Genomic DNA, 18,408 nt, shown 5'->3' with positions numbered 1-18,408 from the left:
TCCACGTCAAGTCTCGTTGGCCAGCGCTCTCTCACTCGGAGGGAGCGGCGACCTCGGCGCCACCGGACGACCCTCGAAGCTCCGCGCGCACCTGCGCTCGGACCTCGTCGTGCGGCGCGAACACCCGGCCCATATCGCCGGAGTCGAGCGCCACGTTTTCCAGTGCCACCAGCGTTCTGCGCTGCGCCGGATAGTAGATCAGCGTCGCGATGAACCCCTCGATGTAGCCATTGTGGCTGAACTCGGTGATCCCTTCCGCGGTCGACACCTGCAACCCGAACCCGTACCCCAGCTCGCCCCAGCGGTGCGCGCGCCGCGTCGTCGGCCGGATCATCGCCTCGTAGCTCGCCCGTGACACCGCCTTCCCCTCGTGCAGGCACAGGTTCCAGCGGATCAGATCCGCCACCGACGACACCATGCCCCCGGAAGGCACATGCTCCGCCATCCCTTCCAGCGACGCGATCGCCAGCGACCCGTCCTCCTGCTCCGCGTACCCCACCACCCGCTCCGCCGCCGCCGGGGTATCGAGCCCTGCGGTCTCTCGCATCCCGCAGGTGGCGAACAGACGCCCTGCGACCTCGGCGAACGACTGCCCCGACACCCGCTCCACGATCTTCCCGAGCAGATCGTAGTTCGCGTTCGAGTATGCGAACGTCGACCCGGGGGCCGAGCGCAGCGGCTCATCGACCTTCCCGATCCCCGACGTGTGGTTCAGCAGATGACGCACCTTCACCTGCTTCGCCCAGTCGGCCCCGAGGCTCAGGTACGTGCTCACCGGCGCGTCGAGCGCCAGCTTCCCCTGGTCGACCTGCTGCATCACCAGCGCCGCGGTGATCTGCTTGCCGAGCGACGCGATCGCGAACCGCTTCTCCAGCGCCGACGCCACCGAGCGCTCGCGATCGGCGTACCCGTGGGCGCTCGAGAACACCACCTCGGACCCATCGGCGACCGCGAGCACCCCATGGAGCGGCCGGCGGGTTCCCAGGGTGAAGCGCGCCGTGCGGGCCGCCGCCTCCCCGGCATGTGCGGCCCGATCGCCCTTCTGCAGGGCCACGGCGCCCTCGACCGAGCTGCCAGCGGGTGGGGCCTTCACGACGGCGCCTTGCGAGGTGCCCTGGCTGCCCCCTGCGCACGCCCCGAGCGCGACGAGAAGCACGAGGCTGCCCAGCGCACCTCGCAACGGCGAAACAAAGCAGTGTCCCGACATCCCAGCGCCTTCCCCCGGTCGCCGGGCGCGTACTTCGCTCCCCGCAGGACCGTGGCCCTCGCTCTACCACTGCTCGCATACGACGGCGCAAGCGCGTTCGGCGCCCACCCGTGACGAGCCCTACTCCACGTCGATCTCGCCCGGGATCGACACGTGCTCGTGCGTGATCAGCCAGTGACCCTCGACCTTGCGGAAACAGAGGGTCGACCGGAACCACATCTCACTCTGCCCCCCGCCCCTCTTCTTGCCTTCGAGCCGATGGAGGCCATGGCAGAACGCGACCTCACTCCCCGCCGTGACGTCGAGATCGCGGATCTCGTACGCCAGGTCTCCGTCGAACGAGACGAACAGCTCGTGGATGAACTCCCGGGCTCGATCCAGGCCGACATGCTTGTAAGACGGGGTAACGTCGAAAGACACCATCCCTGGCGAACAACGAGACAGGACCCGCTCGAGATCCTTCACGTGAATCGCCTTCACCCAGTCGTCGAGCAGCGAGCGAATCTGGATTTCTTCGTGGGATAAAGGATTGTTGTGGCTCATGTCGTCCAGGCTAGAGGCCTCGGCGCGAGCACTGCCATTCAGTGGTCCAGCGCATTCCGACTCAGGGCCGCCCTGAGGGTCGACCCGAGCGCCGACCCGAGCGCCGACGATGACGGTCGGGGCGACGCGGCGACCTGGGTGCAGGCTCACCTCTTTCGGGTGAAATCCTCTTCTGGTGAACTGAAGCCACCGTCCAGAAGACCCTCTCCTCCGCTGCGGGTGACGCACCCTGCGCGAGCCCCCCGTCGACGCGCCTCAGGGTTCCAGGTCGGCCAGCACCTTGCCCGTGGCGAGGTCCATCGGCAGCGACGCGTGCTCGTGACTCACCCGCCAGTGGCCATCCACCTTGCGGAAACAGAGGGTCGACCGGAACCACAGGTCGGTCACACCTCCGTCCTTTCGCTTCGCGTGGAGCCGGTAGGATGCGTGGCAGAAGCCGAGATCGTCCCCGGCCATGATGTCCAGATCGCGGACCTCGTACGACAGCACCTCGTCGAGCGCATCGAATAAGGTCGCGATCGCGAGCCGGGCCCTGTCCACGCCATATTTGTGGGAGGGCGCGAGATCGAAGCACACGAACTCGGGGGCACACAGGGCCATGATCCCGTCGGTATCCTTGGCGCGGAGGGTCTTCTCCCATTGTCCGAGCAGCGAGCGAATCTGAGTTTCATTGGTCGATGCTGAATGGATGGCGCTCATGATGCTCAGACTACCGGGGCGCGCTGGGGCCTCACCATCAGCGGGCCACAGCATTCCTCCTCGGGGACTCCCCGAACCCCCGCCTTCGGGGATTGGCTGTGACGCGCTCGCGCTCGCCGGACCGAAGTTCGCCCCGAGCCGACGTCCTTGGGGCCGCTACACGAACCCCACGGCCACGAGCCGGCTCCCCTCCGCATCGATCTCGTGCCGCTCCCCCGAGCCCCCCACCACCCGACACCAGCTCTCGCTCACCAGGTGCGCCTTCTCGCCCGACCCCTCCAGCGTGATGTTGAATCCCCCGTACATTCCCGGCACCGCGAACCACATCGCCGCTTCTTCCATCTCCAGCAGCGGCTCGAGTTCCGGCAAGCGCAGCGCGTGCCGCGTCACCAGCTCCTCCACCCGCTCACGGATCACGGCGTGCAGGTGTGCCTGCATCGCGGCGAGCCTCCCGAGGGGCACATCGTGCTGGTAGACCGGCGTGAGCACCTCGAGCAGCCGCCCGTGCCCCCTCCACAGCGCGACATCGCGCGGCGTCTCCCCTTGCGCGTTCCGGAGCGTCCTCCACGCGGACATCGCCACCAGCCGTTCCACCACCTCGACGGGCGCATTGCCATGAGCGGCCTGGTGAAGCGGCGTGTACAGCGCGTGGCCTCCCGGACGGGTCGCGTTGATCAGGGCCGGGTTGGCCGAGAGCAGCGCCAGAAGCTCCGGCCAGTCGTACCGCTTCGCCGCGTCCGCCACCTCGTGCCTGATCCGGACCGCCCCCCCGAGCAACGACTCGGCGCGCGTGATCCCATCCCACCGAGCGCTCATCTCATCCCCTCCTCCTGCGCCGTGCGGCGAGCCCTCCTCCTGCGCCGTGCGGCGAGGACGCCAGCGCCGGCACGACGCCCCCCGCCCCCCGCCCCTCATTCCCACGGCAGGGACACGCGCCCCCGCCGCCGCGAGGAGCGGACGAAATCACCGGCCGTGGGCTTCAGGACGATACTGCTGCGCCCCCCGCCACCAGGATCGCGAGCTCCGTCTGCCATTTCTGCGGATCGGGCTCCGCACGTGGATCGGTGACGTACGTCTCCACGTTCGCCCCCCACGCCTTGCCTCCGTCAGAGGTCTCCCACCGGACACCCGTCCGCTCACCCCACGCGAGCAGCGTCTTCGTGGCCTCGTGCAGACCGCTGAACGGCCCCGTGTACACCATCACCGCATACTGCCCTGCCGGCAGCACCCCGGGCGTGATGTCGCCTTCCGCTGCGATGGCGTTCTCCACGGGGACACCCACCTCCACATCGAACCTGTCGTCGCCGTCGATGACCAGATACCGCATGAACGGCGCCCCCAGCGGCATCTCCCCCTTCTCCGCCAGCCACCCGAAGATCTCGACGATGCGGTGCGGGAGCTTCATCAGATCCTGCATCGTCCCCTGCGTGCGAATCGCCGCGTAATGCAGCTCGGCGCGCTCATCCAGCTTCGGCTCGCTCATTGCCATGGTGATCTCCTTTCCTTCCTTCACGCGCGGACGGCAACGCTCCTCGGCCATCCACTGAACCCTCGATCCTCGACGCCGTCACGCCTCGTGCCCGCGTCGCTCCTCGTCGTCCTGGCGTCTTGGCGCTCGCAGCCTCATGTGCAGGATCGGGAAGGGCTTGCCCATCCCATCCGTGGGCGATCGCCGGTACGTCGAGAATCCCAGCCGCTCGTAGAACCCCACCGCCTGCGGATTCTGCTCGTTCACGTCCACCTCGACGACCTCGTGCGCCTCGATCGCGTGCTCGACCAGACACCTCCCGATCCCCGCCCCATGGTGTGCAGGATGCACGAACAGCATCTCCAGCTTCCCGTTCGCCACCCCGGCGAACCCGGTCACCACACCGCGCGCATCACGCACCGCAAAGAGGGACACGGCCTGGAGAAACTCGTTCCGCACCAGCGGACGAAAATGCGCAATGTCCTCCTCGCTCAGGAAGTGGTGCGTCGCGCGGACGGCGGCCTCCCACACCTCCACCAGCCTGTCGAACTCCTCGACTGAAACCGACGTCACCTGCATCGTGCCCCTGCTCGCCTCGGCTCCAGCCCCATCGCGCCTCCACGTCACGGCCCTGGAGGTCACGAGCGCACCGTAGCAGGCGCCTCGCGCTGCGGCAGCTCACCCACCGCCCGTGCAGCCTCGGCACGTGTTCCACGGCACGCTCTCACGCCGCCATCGCTCCTGCCGCGCCGATCCCGTGCCGGGTTGTGCCATCCCGAACGCGCGTTGTAGGACGAGCGGATGCACGCCCTGCGATCGAGCCTCGCCCTCTTGCTCCTTGCCCTGGCGCTCGTCGGTTGCGGGAAGTCCATCTCCTGGAGCGAGAACAACCGCTTCAGCGACGAGATGACCCGACGCTGGCCCGAGTTCTTGAAGACCCTCGACCCACCGTCATTCCCTGGCCTGACCCGACCCCAACCGACCCCTGGCGAGCGCGCCATGACCCTCGTCGCGCCCCAGGTGGTGCATCTCCGGTTCCATTGCGACCGGAGCGCCTGGAGACGAAGCCGCCTGGAATACACCCTCCGCCTGCATGACGGACGAACGAAGACCGGCTCTGTTCTCCGCACCTGCTCGGTTCAGAGCGAGCACGTGGATGTCTCCTTCGCCGACCCCAAGCGCATCGTCGTCCAGACCAGCGGCGAGGAGCGCGCCTCGGCCTTCCGAGAGGACATGGGCGCGCACCTCCTGAACGACGTGCGCGCCGCCATCCAGGGAGGGGCCTGGGACCTCGCCCAGGACGGCCTCCAGAGCCCCGCTCCCACCCCCCAGCAGGTCCAGGACAGCTGGAAGTGACGCCGCGCCCGCGCTGAGCACGCCACGGCGCCACGACCCCCAGGTCCCTCGTCCTCGACGTGCTCGTGTGTCTTTGGCCGGCTCGGTCCGCTCCGTTCGGTGCTCTCAGTCGTCGATCGCCTGGTACGCCGTCGTCCAGAAATCGAGCAGCACCTCGGGCGGCCTCGGCGACGTCCACGCGCTCTGCGTCAGCAGGATCCCCACCAGCCCCTCCACCGGATCCGAGCGCCACGACGTCCCCAGCCCCCCATCCCAGCCGAAGCTCCCGACCGACCACGCGAGGTGCGTGCGACGCGTGATCACCGACATCCCCAGCCCCCAGCCCCCACCTTCCCCCACGAACAGCCGCGCGCTCGCCTGCTGCTCCGGCGTCAGCACATCGCGCGTCATCAGCTCCACCGCAGGCCGCGACAGGATGCGCTCACGCCCGTGCCGCCCCTGATTCAGCAGCATCTCCCCGAACGCCAGACAATCGTCCGCCGTCGACACCAGCCCCGACGCCGCTGCCGGAAACGCCGGTGGCCGACTCCATTGCCCACCCTCCGCCGGATCGTAGACGACCAGCGCACCCCGAGGACCGGGTGCATAGCACGTCACCAGCCGGTGCATCTGCTCCGCCGGCACACTGAACCCCGTGTCCTTCATCCCGAGCGGCTCGAACACGCTCTCGCGCAAGAACACATCGAGCGGCTTCCCCGCCGCCCGTGCAATCAGCACCCCCAGCACGTCCAGCGATAGATCATACATCCACCCCTCGCCAGGCTGGTGCATCAGCGGCAGCGTCCCCACCTCGCGCATCCACACCTCCGGCGCTGGAACCGAGAGCGGCTGCGGCGGCCCCTGGAGCAAGTTCAGCTCATTCAACCGCTTCTGGATCGGAACATCGCGCGAATTCGCCAGGATGTGCCCGAGCCCCATCCCCATGGTCAGCAGATCGCGCACCGTGATGGCCCGCCGCGCTGGCACCGTGTCCTCCAGCGGCCCATCGAGGCGCTTCAGCACCCGGCGGTCGGCAAGCTCCGGCAGCAGCCGCTCCACCGGCTCATCCAGCCGGAGCTTGCACGCCTCCACCAGGATCATCGCCCCCACCGTCGCGACCGGCTTGGTCATCGAGGCGATGCGAAACAGCGAATCCCGCTGCATGGGCGCGCCCCCCAGCGTCTGCACCCCGACCGCCTCGACGTGGACCTCCCCCCGCCGGCTGACCAGCGTGACGACGCCGGGCACCACGCCCCGCGCCACGTGCTCCGCCATGACGTTGCGCATGCGGGCGAGGCGCGTGCTGGAGAGTCCGCTGGTGGTCATGAAGCGTGGCCTTTCGGGGGGAATTCGTAGGGTTATCCGACTGATTGAGGGGATTTTGATGTCAGGCGGCGCGTGACGAATAGCGTGCCCAAGCATCGTTGAGCACCTGATAGGCTTGAACGGCGGTGGGACGACGTAGTGGATTTGGACTTGCAAGCCACCGGATCAGTTGGTCGATTTCGACGCCCAGGCCGCATGTGTGAATCTGCGACGGCCAAGCAATCGACTGATTCCACCATTCAGTAGGCAAGCGTGAGCCTGCGAGAAGTTCGTGGAGCATGACGCCAAGAGGGTAGATGTCAGACTTGGGTCCTGGGCTGATCTCCTGCTCAGGAGCGGCGTATGCTGGTGTGCCGCAAAAGCCAGCGCTGACAAGACGCGCATCTACGGTCGCTGAGCATCCGAAATCATTCAACTTGAGTCTTCCAGTACGTTGGTCGAAGAGTAGATTGCCTGGCTTTACGTCTCGGTGGACATATCCTTGCGAATGCAGATCTGTGAGAGCTTCGGCGACTTCCGTCATTGCACGCAAAGCGCAGCAAGTTCGCCAAGTATACTGCCCAGCTTCGCGCTCGCGAATCAATCGTTCCTCAAGGCTGCCTTCGGGCATGTACTCCTGAACAATGAACGGTTCAGGCGCCTCTAGATTCCAGTCTACAATACGAACTACATGGTTGCCCTGCGCACGGAGCTGATGTCGCGCTTCTGCAACGAAGCGTTGGCGTGCGCAAGGATCCCATGCTTCACGAAGAATTTTTACGGCATACACGCTGCCTGTGTCGCGTCGACGACCGCGGTGCACGTCAGCAAATCCACCCGCGCCAATGACAGAATGAAGTTCATACACGACGGGAACGTTGTAGCGTGACATTGGTCACCTCCAGTCTTGCAAGAATGCGAATCACTTCGAGTGGTGTCCCGCCTGCAGGGCGAAGTTCCGAAAGGACATGGGCGGGTGAGTGAATTTTCAGAGCGCTCTCAAGCAGTGCAAGAAGAGCGGCACTCATGTCCGTCGGTTGTGACCCCCCATTTTCCCATTTGTTAATACTGACAAATGAAAACCCGAGGATCGAAGCGAACTGCTGCTGAGAGAGTCCGAGCGTGGTTCGTAGAGCCTTTACTCTCGTGGGTGTCACAAGAGAGATATAAAGCTCTTCATACTGCACTGCAAGGGCGATCCGATCGCCGGCGCGATGAAACGTGCAGACCTCTCTGTGTGGGAAGGTGTGCTTGCTGATGTGTGCGCCTTTGGAACGCTTAGCCCAGGATCCGGTGCCCGGCGTCAGCACTCACGCCGTCTCTCGACGTTCCTCTCGAGGAAAATGGCACCGCCCCCGTCACACGAACCTCGCCGAGCCTTGGCTAGGGCCTGTCCCTAAATTTCCCCATCGTCAAAAACTTGGCCCACCTGCCCTGAGTGTGCTGAGGCAAGGCCACGATGGCAGTTCGACGGCAACTCAACGATCAGCAGTGGTTACGCATCGAGAGCTTCTTGGCGAGTGAGCGGGGTAGAGGGCGACCCGCACTCGACGACCGTCTCTTCGTGGATGCCGTTCTTTGGATCCTCCGCACGGGGGCCCCGTGGCGGGACCTGCCAACGGAATTCGGTCCCTGGCAAACCGTGTTCAACCGCTTCGACCGCTGGTCCAAAACCGGCAAGTGGCAACGGTTGTTCAAGGTGCTGCAGACAGACATCGACGACGAGTGGATCAGCATCGACTCGACGATCGTTCGCGCCCATCAGCACGCGGCGGGGGCAAAAGGGGGAGCCAGGGTCAGTGCATTGGGCGCTCTCGCGGAGGTCTGTCAACGAAGGTGCATTTGACCGTCGATGCCTTGGGTCTACCGCTGGACTTCATCATTACCGAAGGTCAACGTCACGACATCATCGCGGCTCCTGAACTCATCGCGCGCAGTGCGCCCCGCTGTCTCCTCGCGGACAAGGCCTACGACACCAACGACATTCGAGCCCAGCTGGACGCCCTGGGGGCCATCGCGGTCATCCCATCCAAGGTCAACCGCAAGCCACAGATCCCCCACGATCAGCACCTCTACAAGGAGCGTGCTGCCGTCGAGTGTACGTTCAACCTACTCAAGGGGGCGCGCCGACTCGCAACAAGGTACGAGAAGACGGTTCGCAACTACGCCGCGATAGTGACGCTGGCCTGCGTTCTCTGCTGGCTGCGAATTTAGGGACACGCCCTAGTACTACAGTTGTACCTACGCAGACCGTGCTCCTCGGCGTCGATAATGACAGCGGCGGGCTATCGCTTGATGGTGGCGGCGCCACCACGACCATCGCAGCACGGCGTCTGGTTCAGGAGGCGCGTTCCAATGGAGCCACCAGAGCAGACGTCGGACCTCGGGGACCGTCAACGGGATCAGCGGAGCGTCGTGAGCCGGTGAAGCGGACTTTTTTTCTTCTCGGCGCTTCGGCGTCTGCAGCGGCTCGCTGGACCGTCAGGAAGGCATGGGCCCAAAGCGCCAAGGTGACGTGGCGATACCATCCGGTCCAACTGCGCACTTCGTAGTGATCGAGACCGACCTCGCCTTTGGCGCTTTCAAAGCTCTCCTCGATGGTCCAACGGCTGCCGGCCGCACAGGCGAGCGCTTTGAGTGGGATTGGGGCGATTGCTCCTACCACGTAGTAAGCAACATCCGACGGATCCGTGACGCTGCGACGGAACAGGATGCCGCGTTGCCAAGACTTGGGCTCCGGGCCTTCACAACAAGCGTACGCCCAGTCGTACCATCGTGGTCCCTTGGAACCATTGCCAGCGCTGAGACGGTGCCATTCCCTGGCAGGAAGTTGGTCCACCAGCTCGCTGAGCTTGAGCCGTCGAAAGCCCCTCCAGATGCGATGCTGACTGGACACTGCAAGCACGTACGGTTGCCGGCGCTCTTACAGCCACTGTCGTACCTTGCTGTCTTGACCGTAGACCTCGTCTCCGACGACCCAGGAAGCGGTTACCCCAGCGTCCAGCGCTCGTTCGAGCATCTGCAAGGCCAGTTGCGGTTTGGTCGCGAAGGTCGCATCCGCAGGGATCCCGGCGCGCTCGCATCGACCGCGGTCGTCGAGCCACGACGCAGGTAGATACAGAGCGCGATCGATGAAGGTATGACCGTGCGGTGTGGCGTAAGCGAGGAAGACACCAACCTGGCAGTTTTCGATACGCCCCGCCGTCCCGCTGTACTGGCGTTGGACACCCGCCGAGTGCGTGCCCTTCTTGAGGAATCCCGTCTCGTCGATCACGAGCACACCGCTTGGATCGCCGAGATGATCGACGACGTAGCCACGTAGATCGTCTCGGACCGCATCAGCATCCCAACGCGCTCGACCCAGCAGGTGCTGCAATGCATAGGGCGTCTGGTCGCCGACGACCTCCGCGAGCTGCCAGCCATTCTTTCTTTCCACCGGGCTGAGCAAGCCTTTGAGGTAAGCACCAGCGTGAGTCCGCACATCAGAACGCGAGAAATGCACGCCCACGCGCTCGAGCAGCTGTGACCAAGCGCTGTCCCAGACCGTGGTCAAGACCGCCGGTGCGTGCAGTAGGGTGGCGTCCGGGCAACCCCGCGTGTCATTCGATGCCTTCAAGGGATGGGTGACCATGCATGATCACCGCCAAGAGCCAAGTGCAACTGTAGTACTAGGAGGTCTTTGTCGTCGATGTCGAAGGCCCCGATGTCCTCATGCGCCCCGAAGACGTCGGCGTCCTGAAGTCACACGGTGAGCCTGGACGCGGGCTCCAGACGCACCTTCATGAAACGCGCATGGACCACTGCGGGGTGAATGTGTCCTGAGGGTTCTCGACGGCCACGGTATGAAACTGCCCACCCGTGTAGATCTCGGCGCTCCCATCTGGGTCGGGCTTCTCGAGCGACGCGCTCATCAGCCCGTCTTTCTCATTCCGCAACTACGGCTCCGGTTCCAGGACGGGCTTGATGCCTCCCTGAGGATCGAGCATGTCGACCAGCGTCTTCAGGTCCTGCTTGCTGCGCGGCACGACGGCTGTGCGGAGGATCGGCATGATGATGGCCAGCGCGCTCGCGAAGGCTCCCGATTCGAACATCGCGTTCTCGCTGGGCAGCGTGCTGGCATCGACCGCCGTGCCGCCATTGAGCGAGCTGACGTTCGCCGCGTACTGAACCGGGTTCCAGAGCCGGTCTCCGGACTCAACGTTGATGAAGTCGCCCTCCAGAAAGCAGCAGGCGATTCCCCTCGCGCCCAGGTTGTCCCTGGAGAGAATGGCCACGTTGTTCCCGAAATCGCCGAGCGCCCTGATGCTCGGGGTGGTGTCGAGCTGCTTCATCACCGCGGCCACATTGTTCACGACCACCTTGGAGAGGGCGTCGCTGGTCACGAGCGTGGGGTCCGCGTTGATTTTATTGGTCCGTTTCACTCGCTGCGGGCCGCGGGTCGACGAGGTTGTCGAGAACAGCCGCCGCTTGAAGCCCTCGGGCTGGTTTCGCGTCTCGCCGACGTAGCCGGGGGTGAGGTCCAGAACGATGGCCTGTTCCCCGTCCTCCTGTATGAGGTTGTTCTTCGAAAACAGCGACGCACCCAGGAGCGAGTTGAAGTGAATGATGAAGAAAATATCGGCCTTCTCATCCTTCGCGATCGTCGCCCGGTCCTTCGCTGACAGGTTGACGTTCTCGTCGGTCTTGGTCAACAGCACCTTGATGTCGACGTAGGAAGTGAACTTCCCGGCCCAGCCATCGAGGGTCTGCTTCAAGAGTGCTGCAAAGCGCTGGGTCATCGTCTTCTCGAGCACGTCGCTGACCGCCCCGATGGCATTGGTCCACGAGCTCGCTGTGAGATTGTCCTTGGAGCTGGTGCCGCCATGACCCGGGTCGATGACGATGACGTAGCGCGGCTTCTCGCACGGCGACTCATTCGAGAGGTCGCCCTCCGCTGCCGCGCAGTCCTTCTCGATAGCCTCGCCCTGCGGGGTCAACGTCTGCGTGTCGGCGTTGGCCAGCGCCGCCTGGGCCTCCGCTTCTGTCCCGCAGCCCTGAACGCCGCATGCGCTTTGCTGAGAAGCATTGGGCACGAGCACCGTGTCGCTGGAGTTGAGACTCGTGGGATCGAAGCCGTTGTCCGGGGCACCCAGGTCGAACGTCCTGTCGCCGCGAACCACCTGAAGGTTGCGGATGTCGGTGTTGTGCTGCCGCGCGATGCCATACAGGGATTCCCCGGGCGCGACCTCATGCCTGAGCAGATCCACGGAGCCTCCTCGTGATGGTGTCGGCGTCGCCGCGTTGCATGGCCGCGACCAGCCACGCATGAGCTGGTGATTGCGCGTAATTCCATCCCAGAAGCACGCCCAGGAGAGCACCACGCAGGTGCCAGGCCTCGGGAACGCCGCAGGCCGAGAGCGCTGGGCGCATGCGCTCCAGGAAGGGATCCAGCGCGTCGAGGTCCAGATGGGCGAGGCGACGTGCGGGGATGCCTTGCAACGCGCTCGCCAGGCTCTGCGACGTCGGTAAGGCCACGGGCCCGTCCGCCATCTCGGGCACGTTCAGGAGGCAACCTCGCTGTTCGCTGAAGGTGCCATCCCACGTCAGCATGTCGACATGCTCGAGGAGGCGAGCCACGCGGAGGCTCGGTGCGACCGGTGCCCGCCAGAAACATCGCGCCATCAAGTTCTCGTGCAACGGGCTGTCCGCAAAGCGGCTGCCAAAGAACACGTACCCGACCGAGTAGCGCAGGATGTCGCCCTTGCGCCGGTACCCCCATGACGCGGCCTCCTCGATGGACTCCAGGGCGGCCGCCTCCGCATCGTCCCGGAGAAGCTCGACGAACCACGGGAAGCGCACACGCCACCAGCTCCGCAATTCCGAGGCGAAATCGCGGCGTGCTTCGTGGTCGAGCTGCGCGAGCATCTCGCGGGAGATCCTCAGCATCGAGCGCATGATAGCGGTCGCCGGCGCGAGCCGACATCCCCATTTCGATGGCCCTCGCGGGCTCGTCGTGGTGCAGAATCTCGACGGGAGACGTGGTCGCGCCAGTGGGCAGCAGGCAATGGCATCCGCTCGCGCGAGCCGCGGGAGCGAAAGAGCGCCTTGCCGGAGAGCCTCGTCGGAGCGAGCGAAGCCGCGCGCGCTGACTGCCGTCTACAGCGGCGACCCCTCCGGATACAGCAGCTTCAGCCGCTTCTCCCGCAGCCGCCGCTCTTCGAGGCAGATGTCCTCGATCTCCCGGACCAGCTCCTCCGAGAGCCCGAGCTTCGCGCCCATCTTGATCACCGTGGCCCGCTCCTTGTCGCTGTACTCCCCGTCAGCGCTGCACGCTCGGACCGCGTCATAGATGAGATAACGGCGTGACTCACTCGACGCATGGTCTGCACCGATGATCTGCTCGATGTCGCCCTCGGCCTTGTAGGTCTTGAGCTCATCCACCAGCTTGTCCGTCGCGCCGAGCGCAGCAGCGTGGCCGACCGCCCACTCTCTCTCTTCAGGCGCCAGCGTGCCGTCTCCGTTGGCACAGATGAGGAGCGCCTTCATGTAGCCGTCGAAGGCTTCATCCGACGGAAGGGCGCCGAAATTGGCCTTGTCCTTGAACAGCCACCGGTAACCGATCTCTCGATTCGTCGTCATGCGTGGACCTCTGTGCGTTCGCGATGGTGCTGGTGCTTTGTAAGCCAGCGTGAAGCACTGTCGCATTTTCCGCCAGATGAAGTCCAAGCCCATGACGCCTACCGGCTTGCCTCCAGCGGCTCCCCGGGGCCTCGCCACGAACACGCGGGGCCATCACGTTCCTCGCGCGCAGCGGTCCGCTCAGGCCCGGCTGGCCTCCTGGGCTGCGGCGTGCTTCTCGTGGCCCAGCTCGGATCGCGAGCACGTCGGCATCCGGCGCGAGCGCTTCGAGTCCGACCTTGGCCGCAGTGCGGCCTTCATGCCGCGCGAGCCATCGCCTCAGCGCACAGCGTTTCGCTCAGCGCCCACAGATCGGCCGCGAGCTTCGCGTCCATGGCTTGCTTCGCTGGGGCCACGGAACGGCGATTCGACACGAACTGGCCCTCGAGTGCCGAAGCGTCCGGCGAGGTGCTGAGCCAGAGGAGCGAATCCGCGCCTTCCTCCGGCGTCTTCGCAAAGGGCTTTGCGAGTGCGTAAACCACGTTCTGCAGCAGCCCCAGGTCCGACCCGAAGGCACCGAAGCGCGTCTGGACCATGCCTGGCTCGAAGCAGTTCGCCGTCGCCGTGGTTCCCTTCAGGCGCCGCTGGAGCTCCTTCGTGAAGAGAATGTTCGCGAGCTTCGATGTCGCATAGGCCCGCCATCCCGGTCCCGCCAGCGATGTCGGCGTCTTCTGGAGGTCGAGCACCCCGCGTGCCTGCATGGCACTCGACGTCGACACCACGCGCGCCCCTTCTGTCTTCCGGATGAGGTCGAGCAGCGACGTCGTGAGCTGGAAGTAGGCGAGGTGGTTCAGTGCGAAGGTCAGCTCGAATCCGTCAGGGCCTTTCACCGGTGATCTGAAGGTTGCACCAGCGTTGTTCACGAGGACGTCGAGCCGGTCGTGCCTGGCCTCGAACGCCTCGGCGGCGCGTTTCACGTCAGCCATCCGCGACAGATCGCAGATGAGCGCGTCGAGGTTCTGATTCCCGCTCGCTTCCTTCAGCTCGGCGAGCACCTGCGCGGTCTTCTCCTTGCTGCGTCCGACGATGGTCAATGTGGCTCCGCGCCTGGCGAATTCCAGCGCAGCCGCCTTGCCAATGCCATCCGTTGCTCCGGTTATCAGAATCACTTTGCCTTCGAGGTCTCGTGCCATGAGTTGCTCCATGAATGCGGTGAAGAGACACGCCTCGTGAAGAGACACGCCTCGTGAAGAGACACGCCTCGCGAAGAGACACGCCTCGTGAAAGGACGTGTTCAGACGAGGCGCTGTGCGTCGCTGAGCCGTGCAGACGATCGACGGCGCCCGTGGGCTCGAGCGAGCACGGCGATGAGCAGCGAAGCGACGAGCAGGCCGGCAAGGATCGGCCACGCGCCGGGCTGAATTCTCCCCGACGCATCGAACATCTCGCTGCCGAGATAGCTCACGAGGAGGAGAGGCGGCACGTAGCCGACGAATGAACCCCAGAAGTGGGTCCAGAACCCGACCTTCGAGACACCGAAGAAGGCGTGGAGTGCCTGCGGCATCCAGAGAATCAGCCGCAGCACGACCACGGTCTGGAATGCACTCCGCTCGAGAGACGCGTCGTATTTGCGGAACCGATCGGGAATGCGAGCCGAGACCCAGTCCTTCGCCACGAAACGCGCGAAGGAAAACCCGACGACGCTCGCGGCCATCGTCCCGATCATCGAGAGCGTGAAGGCCGTTGGCCACGGCCAGATCAGCGGCGCCGCGACGATGAAGATCGTTCCTGGGACGCCGAACGGTTGCAGCACCGTGTAGGCGAGGATGAACACCAGGTGGCCCCACGCCCCCATCTCGACCAGCGTCTCGGCCAGGATCTTCGGCTCGGCGACCCGCGCGAAAAACCCGAGGTGGTAGGCACCGGCGAGCGTGAGGAGTACGAGCACGATGGCGCCCAGCCTGGCACTGCGCAGCGAGCGCATGGTCGTACTCACGCGCCGAGCCGGTTGATGTCGGCAGACTCGAGAATGTACCGATCGGCCTGCCCTTCGATGATACGGAGCATTGCGCGACCGAGGATCTCGGAGGTGGTGAAAAGGAACGGAAAGGTCCGCACGAAGAAGGGGAAGAGCGGGAAGAGCGGCTTCAGCAGGACGAGCCCCGCCTGATAGAAGCGCGTGCGGCTGCGAATGCCTGGGCCGGGCCGGATGAAGCCAGGCCGGACGACGCCAGCATGTCGGAACGGCATCGCCTTCAGCGCCCCCTCGACGCGCTGCCGGACGCGTGCCCACATCGCGCGGCCGTCTGCACCGACTCCGGAGCAGTAGCAGAACGAAAACTCCGGGTTCAGCCGGAGGAGTGCGCGTGCCCAGACGAGCGTCAGCTCCTCGGTCACCCTGGCGTAGGCTGCCTCGTCGAGGCCCATGGAGCTGATCCCGATCGCCCAGATGCAGGCGTCGTAGCCGACGAGCTGGCTCTCGACCGCGGCGAAGTCGAAGAGATCGGACAGCAGGAGCTCACGCAGCTTCGGGTGCTCGACGCCGCACGGGTGTCGTCCGATGCTGAGCACCGACCCGACCTCGGAGGAATCGAGCGCTTCACGCAGGACCCCAGCGCCGACCATGCCGGTCGCGCCGAAGACGATGATTCTCAGCGGTGCCTTTCCCTCGTTGCTCACTTCCGCTTCCCTTTCTCTTTCGCGGGGGGGATGAACCGGGCCGCGAGAATCCGTGTTCGTCGTTCCAGCACCTCCGTCGCGGGTTCATCCGCCAGGAGGCCATCCAGGGCGAGGAGGAAGACCATGGCGCTCTCGTCATCACCCAGGAGTGCGGATGCGCACTGCAGAAAGACCTGGCGGTGCTGCGCGTCGATGTCGGGATCGATCCGCTCGCAGGCGTCGAAGAACTCACGCCCCATCGGCGCGCCGAGCATGTCGGCCCAGGGGTCGATGACCATCAGGCGGCACACCTCGACCAGGCGTTCGTACGGGCTGCCCGGCGCGCTCACGGCCTGTTTCGCTGCGGGATGGCGCGAGACCAGCCAGTCCACGAAGACGGCCCTGAAGATGTCTTCCTTGTCCTTGAAGACCCGGTAGAGCAGCGTGCGCGAGAGGTTCGAGCGCTTGGCGATGTCCTCGAACGAGGTCTTCGCGAACCCGAAGTTGAGGAAGCACCAGCGCGCGGCGAGCAGGATCTTCGAGCGGCGCGAGGCCGCTTCGTCCTCGGTCATGGTCGCTGCCATGTGGACATGTTGACAATCAGTGCGCTTGTTGTCAACACGTTCCAGGTTGGAACCTGGATGGCCGTCACGGGAGGGCGCACGGTGCAGGGGGCCTGGCCGCATCACGCGCATGGGTCCGCATCTTGGCTCGGGCGCCAGCCGTCTCGATCCTGGGGTGCTTCTCGGGGTGCGCCGCGGCCAGCAGGTTGCGCGCGCTGCCGAGTTTGATGTCGTGCCCAGCCGCGTGGACCGTTGCGATCGCTTTCAGGTGGCCTGCGGCAGTCTTGGCGGCGAACCTCGTCTGCCCGGTCATGAAGTCATCGGAGGTGAGTCATGGCATGCGAAATCTGGCTCGAGTTCGAGTGCTGGGAAGCCTCAGCCGAGCGCGACTTCTTCAACATGCACATCAAGTTGCCGGATGGGACGAGCTATGCCCTGAATGTGTGGACATTTGCGTATGCCGCCCGCGCGCTCGAGGACGTTCGCGATGAAATGGGTCCGCCCTATTATTCAAAGGGTCCGGATCTGCTCGTGGAGGTCGCGGAGCGTGAGTCCCTCCAGAAGATTGCAGAACGCTTGGTGGCGGAGGGGCAACTGTTGCCGGTATGGCGAGTAACGAATGAACCCATTGAGCCATGACATGGCAGGGAGAGATGAGTTCCCGTCGCGGAAGTCTGGTTCCCTGGGGTGATGGTGCGTTCCCGTGGAGGCGCTGGCGCACCGACGTTGCGACGGTCGTCGTGCCCGTGGAGGTTGCTGCGGGCGTGTCGTCGGCGTGTGCGACCTCGGCTCCGGAGAGGCCAGGGTGAGTTCGATGCGATGGGAATGCGAATCGATCGCTTCCTGCTTGGAAATGGGCTCGTCTGGACGAGTCGACCATGGGACGAAGGGCTGTGCGACCGAGGGGATCGGTGCGGCGGTGACGCGCTGCCGACCGGCTCCAGGCGACCTGGGACCCTGTTCGTTCGAGGAGCGTGAGCAGTGCGTCGCGGTCCTCGGGCGTCCGGTCAGCGTATCCCACCTCGCCTCCAGCGCTCTCTGGCGGGGGGTCGTCAGGTGCGTGGCGTCGCGTCGGGACGGCTGACGAGGGATGGATGTTCGACGGCACGTGAAGCGCGTTCGACGGCACGTGAAGCGCGTTCGACGGCACGTGAAGCGCGTTCGACGGCACGTGAAGCGCGTTCGACGGCACGTGAAGTTGGTTCGACGGTCAGCGAAATTCATTCGCTGGCTCGTGAATCGACATCGCGAAGGCAGGCTCGCGGGTGAGGGAGGATGGGGCGAAGCTCCCGTCACGTGAATGCGGTTCGCTGCCGAGGGAAATTCGTTCGACGTCACGTGAACGGCGTTGCCTGTCAGGCGAAGTTGGTTCGACGGCACGTGAAGCGCGTTCGACGTCACGTGAACGGCGTTGCCTGGCAAGCGAAGTTGGTTCGACGACACGTGAAGCGCGTTCGACGTCACGTGAACCAGCATTCGCCGAGGCATGGTTGCGCACAGGGTCGGATAAGGCACGTTCCCTGTCACGTGAACGCGGTTCGCTGCCAAGCGAAGTTGATTCGACGTCACGTGAAGCGGATTCACTGTCACGTGAAGCGCGACCACTGACCAGCGAAGCAAGTTCGCTGTCACGAGAAGCGCAACCGCTGACCAGAGAAGCCAAACCGCTGGCACGAGAAGCGCGACCACTGATCAGGGAAGCCAAATCGCTGGCTCGAGAAGCGCACCTACGGACCAGAACAGCAAATTCACTGGCACGAGAACCCGTTTCCTCCCCACGAAGGCGCCGTTCACGCCTCGAAGCGTTGCGATTCTCGACGCTTACAAGACCATCACGGGTCAGCATGCGACAGCCGCGCCCGTGTCGTCCTGCCTTGCGTGCGCGTGACCTCCTCCCGCCAGCACGAGGGAGCGGACCACCGAGCGTGGAAGCCATTCCGCTGAGCCGAGAATCGCGACCGTCGGGCAGCGAGTGGAACACCTCCTGCAAGGCGCCTCCTTGGCGTGGGCGTGAGCCAGCTCCGCTTCATGGG

Annotated in this window: 22 protein-coding genes and 1 pseudogene; 4 read left to right on the top strand and 19 right to left on the bottom strand. The window is 65.0% G+C overall.

The window, feature by feature from the left end:
• Positions 1–31: 31 nt before the first annotated feature.
• From CMC5_RS39180 to CMC5_RS39155, 6 genes are all read right to left on the bottom strand, one after another.
• Positions 32–1,156: a serine hydrolase domain-containing protein gene (locus tag CMC5_RS39180; protein WP_169796793.1), complete on the bottom strand. Its 1,125-nt coding sequence runs from the start codon at positions 1,154–1,156 to the stop codon at positions 32–34.
• Between the two features lie 171 nt (positions 1,157–1,327).
• Positions 1,328–1,750 (bottom strand): YybH family protein, encoded by a 423-nt coding sequence (locus CMC5_RS39175; RefSeq protein ID WP_050435189.1) that lies wholly within the window; start codon positions 1,748–1,750, stop codon positions 1,328–1,330.
• Positions 1,751–2,005: 255 nt separating this feature from the next.
• Positions 2,006–2,449: a YybH family protein gene (locus CMC5_RS39170; protein WP_169796792.1), complete on the bottom strand. Its 444-nt coding sequence runs from the start codon at positions 2,447–2,449 to the stop codon at positions 2,006–2,008.
• Positions 2,450–2,605: 156 nt separating this feature from the next.
• Entirely contained in the window at positions 2,606–3,265 is a 660-nt protein-coding gene (locus tag CMC5_RS39165; protein WP_050435187.1) for an ankyrin repeat domain-containing protein, read from the bottom strand.
• A gap of 163 nt (positions 3,266–3,428) precedes the next feature.
• The gene (locus CMC5_RS39160; RefSeq protein ID WP_169796791.1) at positions 3,429–3,938 is read right to left on the bottom strand and encodes a GyrI-like domain-containing protein; all 510 of its coding nucleotides are present in this window, start codon (positions 3,936–3,938) and stop codon (positions 3,429–3,431) included.
• A gap of 78 nt (positions 3,939–4,016) precedes the next feature.
• Positions 4,017–4,496, bottom strand: a complete 480-nt coding sequence (locus CMC5_RS39155; protein WP_050435185.1) for an acetyltransferase — start codon at positions 4,494–4,496, stop codon at positions 4,017–4,019.
• A 222-nt stretch (positions 4,497–4,718) separates the two neighbouring features.
• Here CMC5_RS39155 and CMC5_RS39150 point away from each other — a divergent pair, with 222 nt between their 5' ends.
• Positions 4,719–5,273: a hypothetical protein gene (locus CMC5_RS39150; RefSeq protein WP_050435184.1), complete on the top strand. Its 555-nt coding sequence runs from the start codon at positions 4,719–4,721 to the stop codon at positions 5,271–5,273.
• 105 nt (positions 5,274–5,378) lie between these two features.
• Here the strand turns inward: CMC5_RS39150 and CMC5_RS39145 are convergent, their stop codons facing one another.
• From CMC5_RS39145 to CMC5_RS43720, 3 genes are all read right to left on the bottom strand, one after another.
• Positions 5,379–6,578 (bottom strand): serine hydrolase domain-containing protein, encoded by a 1,200-nt coding sequence (locus tag CMC5_RS39145; protein ID WP_050435183.1) that lies wholly within the window; start codon positions 6,576–6,578, stop codon positions 5,379–5,381.
• A 61-nt stretch (positions 6,579–6,639) separates the two neighbouring features.
• Entirely contained in the window at positions 6,640–7,449 is an 810-nt protein-coding gene (locus CMC5_RS43725; protein ID WP_082363238.1) for a serine/threonine-protein kinase, read from the bottom strand.
• Entirely contained in the window at positions 7,418–7,867 is a 450-nt protein-coding gene (locus CMC5_RS43720) for a helix-turn-helix domain-containing protein (protein WP_082363236.1), read from the bottom strand. The genes CMC5_RS43725 and CMC5_RS43720 overlap by 32 nt, the downstream gene beginning before the upstream one ends.
• A gap of 149 nt (positions 7,868–8,016) precedes the next feature.
• On the opposite strand from CMC5_RS43720, the gene CMC5_RS43715 reads away from it, so the two are divergent.
• A protein-coding gene (locus tag CMC5_RS43715; protein WP_425394823.1) for an IS5 family transposase occupies positions 8,017–8,771 on the top strand; the annotation gives its coding sequence in 2 pieces (ribosomal slippage) (positions 8,017–8,325 and positions 8,328–8,771; 753 coding nt in all).
• A 124-nt stretch (positions 8,772–8,895) separates the two neighbouring features.
• Here the strand turns inward: CMC5_RS43715 and CMC5_RS43710 are convergent.
• The 10 genes and pseudogenes from CMC5_RS43710 to CMC5_RS39085 form a co-directional block, all read right to left on the bottom strand.
• A pseudogene (locus CMC5_RS43710) lies at positions 8,896–10,128 on the bottom strand (IS701 family transposase).
• 208 nt (positions 10,129–10,336) lie between these two features.
• Positions 10,337–10,468, bottom strand: coding sequence for a hypothetical protein (locus tag CMC5_RS48835; protein WP_281180784.1), 132 nt, complete (start codon positions 10,466–10,468; stop codon positions 10,337–10,339).
• Positions 10,469–10,492: 24 nt separating this feature from the next.
• Positions 10,493–11,803, bottom strand: coding sequence for an N-acetylmuramoyl-L-alanine amidase (locus CMC5_RS39120; protein WP_050435179.1), 1,311 nt, complete (start codon positions 11,801–11,803; stop codon positions 10,493–10,495).
• Positions 11,784–12,482, bottom strand: a complete 699-nt coding sequence (locus tag CMC5_RS39115) for a hypothetical protein (protein WP_156339202.1) — start codon at positions 12,480–12,482, stop codon at positions 11,784–11,786. The genes CMC5_RS39120 and CMC5_RS39115 overlap by 20 nt, the downstream gene beginning before the upstream one ends.
• 210 nt (positions 12,483–12,692) lie before the next feature.
• The gene (locus CMC5_RS39110; protein ID WP_050435177.1) at positions 12,693–13,175 is read right to left on the bottom strand and encodes a tellurite resistance TerB family protein; all 483 of its coding nucleotides are present in this window, start codon (positions 13,173–13,175) and stop codon (positions 12,693–12,695) included.
• Between the two features lie 296 nt (positions 13,176–13,471).
• Complete coding sequence (locus CMC5_RS39105) at positions 13,472–14,347, bottom strand: SDR family oxidoreductase (protein WP_050436389.1); 876 nt, start codon at positions 14,345–14,347, stop codon at positions 13,472–13,474.
• A 101-nt stretch (positions 14,348–14,448) separates the two neighbouring features.
• Entirely contained in the window at positions 14,449–15,150 is a 702-nt protein-coding gene (locus tag CMC5_RS39100) for a TVP38/TMEM64 family protein (protein WP_245678127.1), read from the bottom strand.
• Positions 15,147–15,809 (bottom strand): Rossmann-fold NAD(P)-binding domain-containing protein, encoded by a 663-nt coding sequence (locus CMC5_RS39095; protein WP_050436388.1) that lies wholly within the window; start codon positions 15,807–15,809, stop codon positions 15,147–15,149. Before CMC5_RS39095 ends, CMC5_RS39100 begins: the two co-directional genes overlap by 4 nt.
• 20 nt (positions 15,810–15,829) lie before the next feature.
• On the bottom strand, positions 15,830–16,396 hold the full coding sequence (locus CMC5_RS39090) for a TetR/AcrR family transcriptional regulator (RefSeq protein ID WP_218920192.1): 567 nt from the start codon (positions 16,394–16,396) through the stop codon (positions 15,830–15,832).
• Positions 16,397–16,460: 64 nt separating this feature from the next.
• Positions 16,461–16,688 carry a hypothetical protein gene (locus tag CMC5_RS39085; RefSeq protein ID WP_050435175.1) on the bottom strand — a complete coding sequence of 76 codons (228 nt, stop codon included), beginning with the start codon at positions 16,686–16,688 and terminating at the stop codon, positions 16,461–16,463.
• Positions 16,689–16,708: 20 nt separating this feature from the next.
• Between CMC5_RS39085 and CMC5_RS39080 the strand changes: the two genes are divergently transcribed.
• Together CMC5_RS39080 and CMC5_RS49335 are read left to right on the top strand one after the other, a co-directional pair.
• Positions 16,709–17,014, top strand: coding sequence for a hypothetical protein (locus tag CMC5_RS39080; RefSeq protein WP_050435174.1), 306 nt, complete (start codon positions 16,709–16,711; stop codon positions 17,012–17,014).
• Positions 17,015–17,356: 342 nt separating this feature from the next.
• Positions 17,357–17,644 carry an alanine-zipper protein gene (locus tag CMC5_RS49335; protein ID WP_425394822.1) on the top strand — a complete coding sequence of 96 codons (288 nt, stop codon included), beginning with the start codon at positions 17,357–17,359 and terminating at the stop codon, positions 17,642–17,644.
• The last annotated feature ends 764 nt before the right edge of the window (positions 17,645–18,408 follow it).

The organism is Chondromyces crocatus (assembly GCF_001189295.1).
In the GTDB taxonomy this organism is placed as follows: Bacteria; Myxococcota_A; Polyangia; order Polyangiales; family Polyangiaceae; genus Chondromyces; species Chondromyces crocatus.
This window is presented reverse-complemented; position numbering and strand designations above follow the sequence as displayed.

What these genes read in the sequence shown, in the direction of transcription:
- CMC5_RS43725 (WP_082363238.1), bottom strand. Translation starts at nt 7,449, where the DNA reads ATGTCACGCTACAACGTTCCCGTCGTGTATGAACTTCATTCTGTCATT.
- CMC5_RS39155 (WP_050435185.1), bottom strand. Translation starts at nt 4,496, where the DNA reads ATGCAGGTGACGTCGGTTTCAGTCGAGGAGTTCGACAGGCTGGTGGAG.
- CMC5_RS39170 (WP_169796792.1), bottom strand. Translation starts at nt 2,449, where the DNA reads ATGAGCGCCATCCATTCAGCATCGACCAATGAAACTCAGATTCGCTCG.
- CMC5_RS39080 (WP_050435174.1), top strand. Translation starts at nt 16,709, where the DNA reads ATGGCATGCGAAATCTGGCTCGAGTTCGAGTGCTGGGAAGCCTCAGCC.
- CMC5_RS39165 (WP_050435187.1), bottom strand. Translation starts at nt 3,265, where the DNA reads ATGAGCGCTCGGTGGGATGGGATCACGCGCGCCGAGTCGTTGCTCGGG.
- CMC5_RS39160 (WP_169796791.1), bottom strand. Translation starts at nt 3,938, where the DNA reads ATGGCAATGAGCGAGCCGAAGCTGGATGAGCGCGCCGAGCTGCATTAC.
- CMC5_RS39145 (WP_050435183.1), bottom strand. Translation starts at nt 6,578, where the DNA reads ATGACCACCAGCGGACTCTCCAGCACGCGCCTCGCCCGCATGCGCAAC.
- CMC5_RS39175 (WP_050435189.1), bottom strand. Translation starts at nt 1,750, where the DNA reads ATGAGCCACAACAATCCTTTATCCCACGAAGAAATCCAGATTCGCTCG.
- CMC5_RS39150 (WP_050435184.1), top strand. Translation starts at nt 4,719, where the DNA reads ATGCACGCCCTGCGATCGAGCCTCGCCCTCTTGCTCCTTGCCCTGGCG.
- CMC5_RS39110 (WP_050435177.1), bottom strand. Translation starts at nt 13,175, where the DNA reads ATGACGACGAATCGAGAGATCGGTTACCGGTGGCTGTTCAAGGACAAG.
- CMC5_RS39105 (WP_050436389.1), bottom strand. Translation starts at nt 14,347, where the DNA reads ATGGCACGAGACCTCGAAGGCAAAGTGATTCTGATAACCGGAGCAACG.
- CMC5_RS39115 (WP_156339202.1), bottom strand. Translation starts at nt 12,482, where the DNA reads ATGCTGAGGATCTCCCGCGAGATGCTCGCGCAGCTCGACCACGAAGCA.
- CMC5_RS39090 (WP_218920192.1), bottom strand. Translation starts at nt 16,396, where the DNA reads ATGGCAGCGACCATGACCGAGGACGAAGCGGCCTCGCGCCGCTCGAAG.
- CMC5_RS39085 (WP_050435175.1), bottom strand. Translation starts at nt 16,688, where the DNA reads ATGACCGGGCAGACGAGGTTCGCCGCCAAGACTGCCGCAGGCCACCTG.
- CMC5_RS48835 (WP_281180784.1), bottom strand. Translation starts at nt 10,468, where the DNA reads ATGAGCGCGTCGCTCGAGAAGCCCGACCCAGATGGGAGCGCCGAGATC.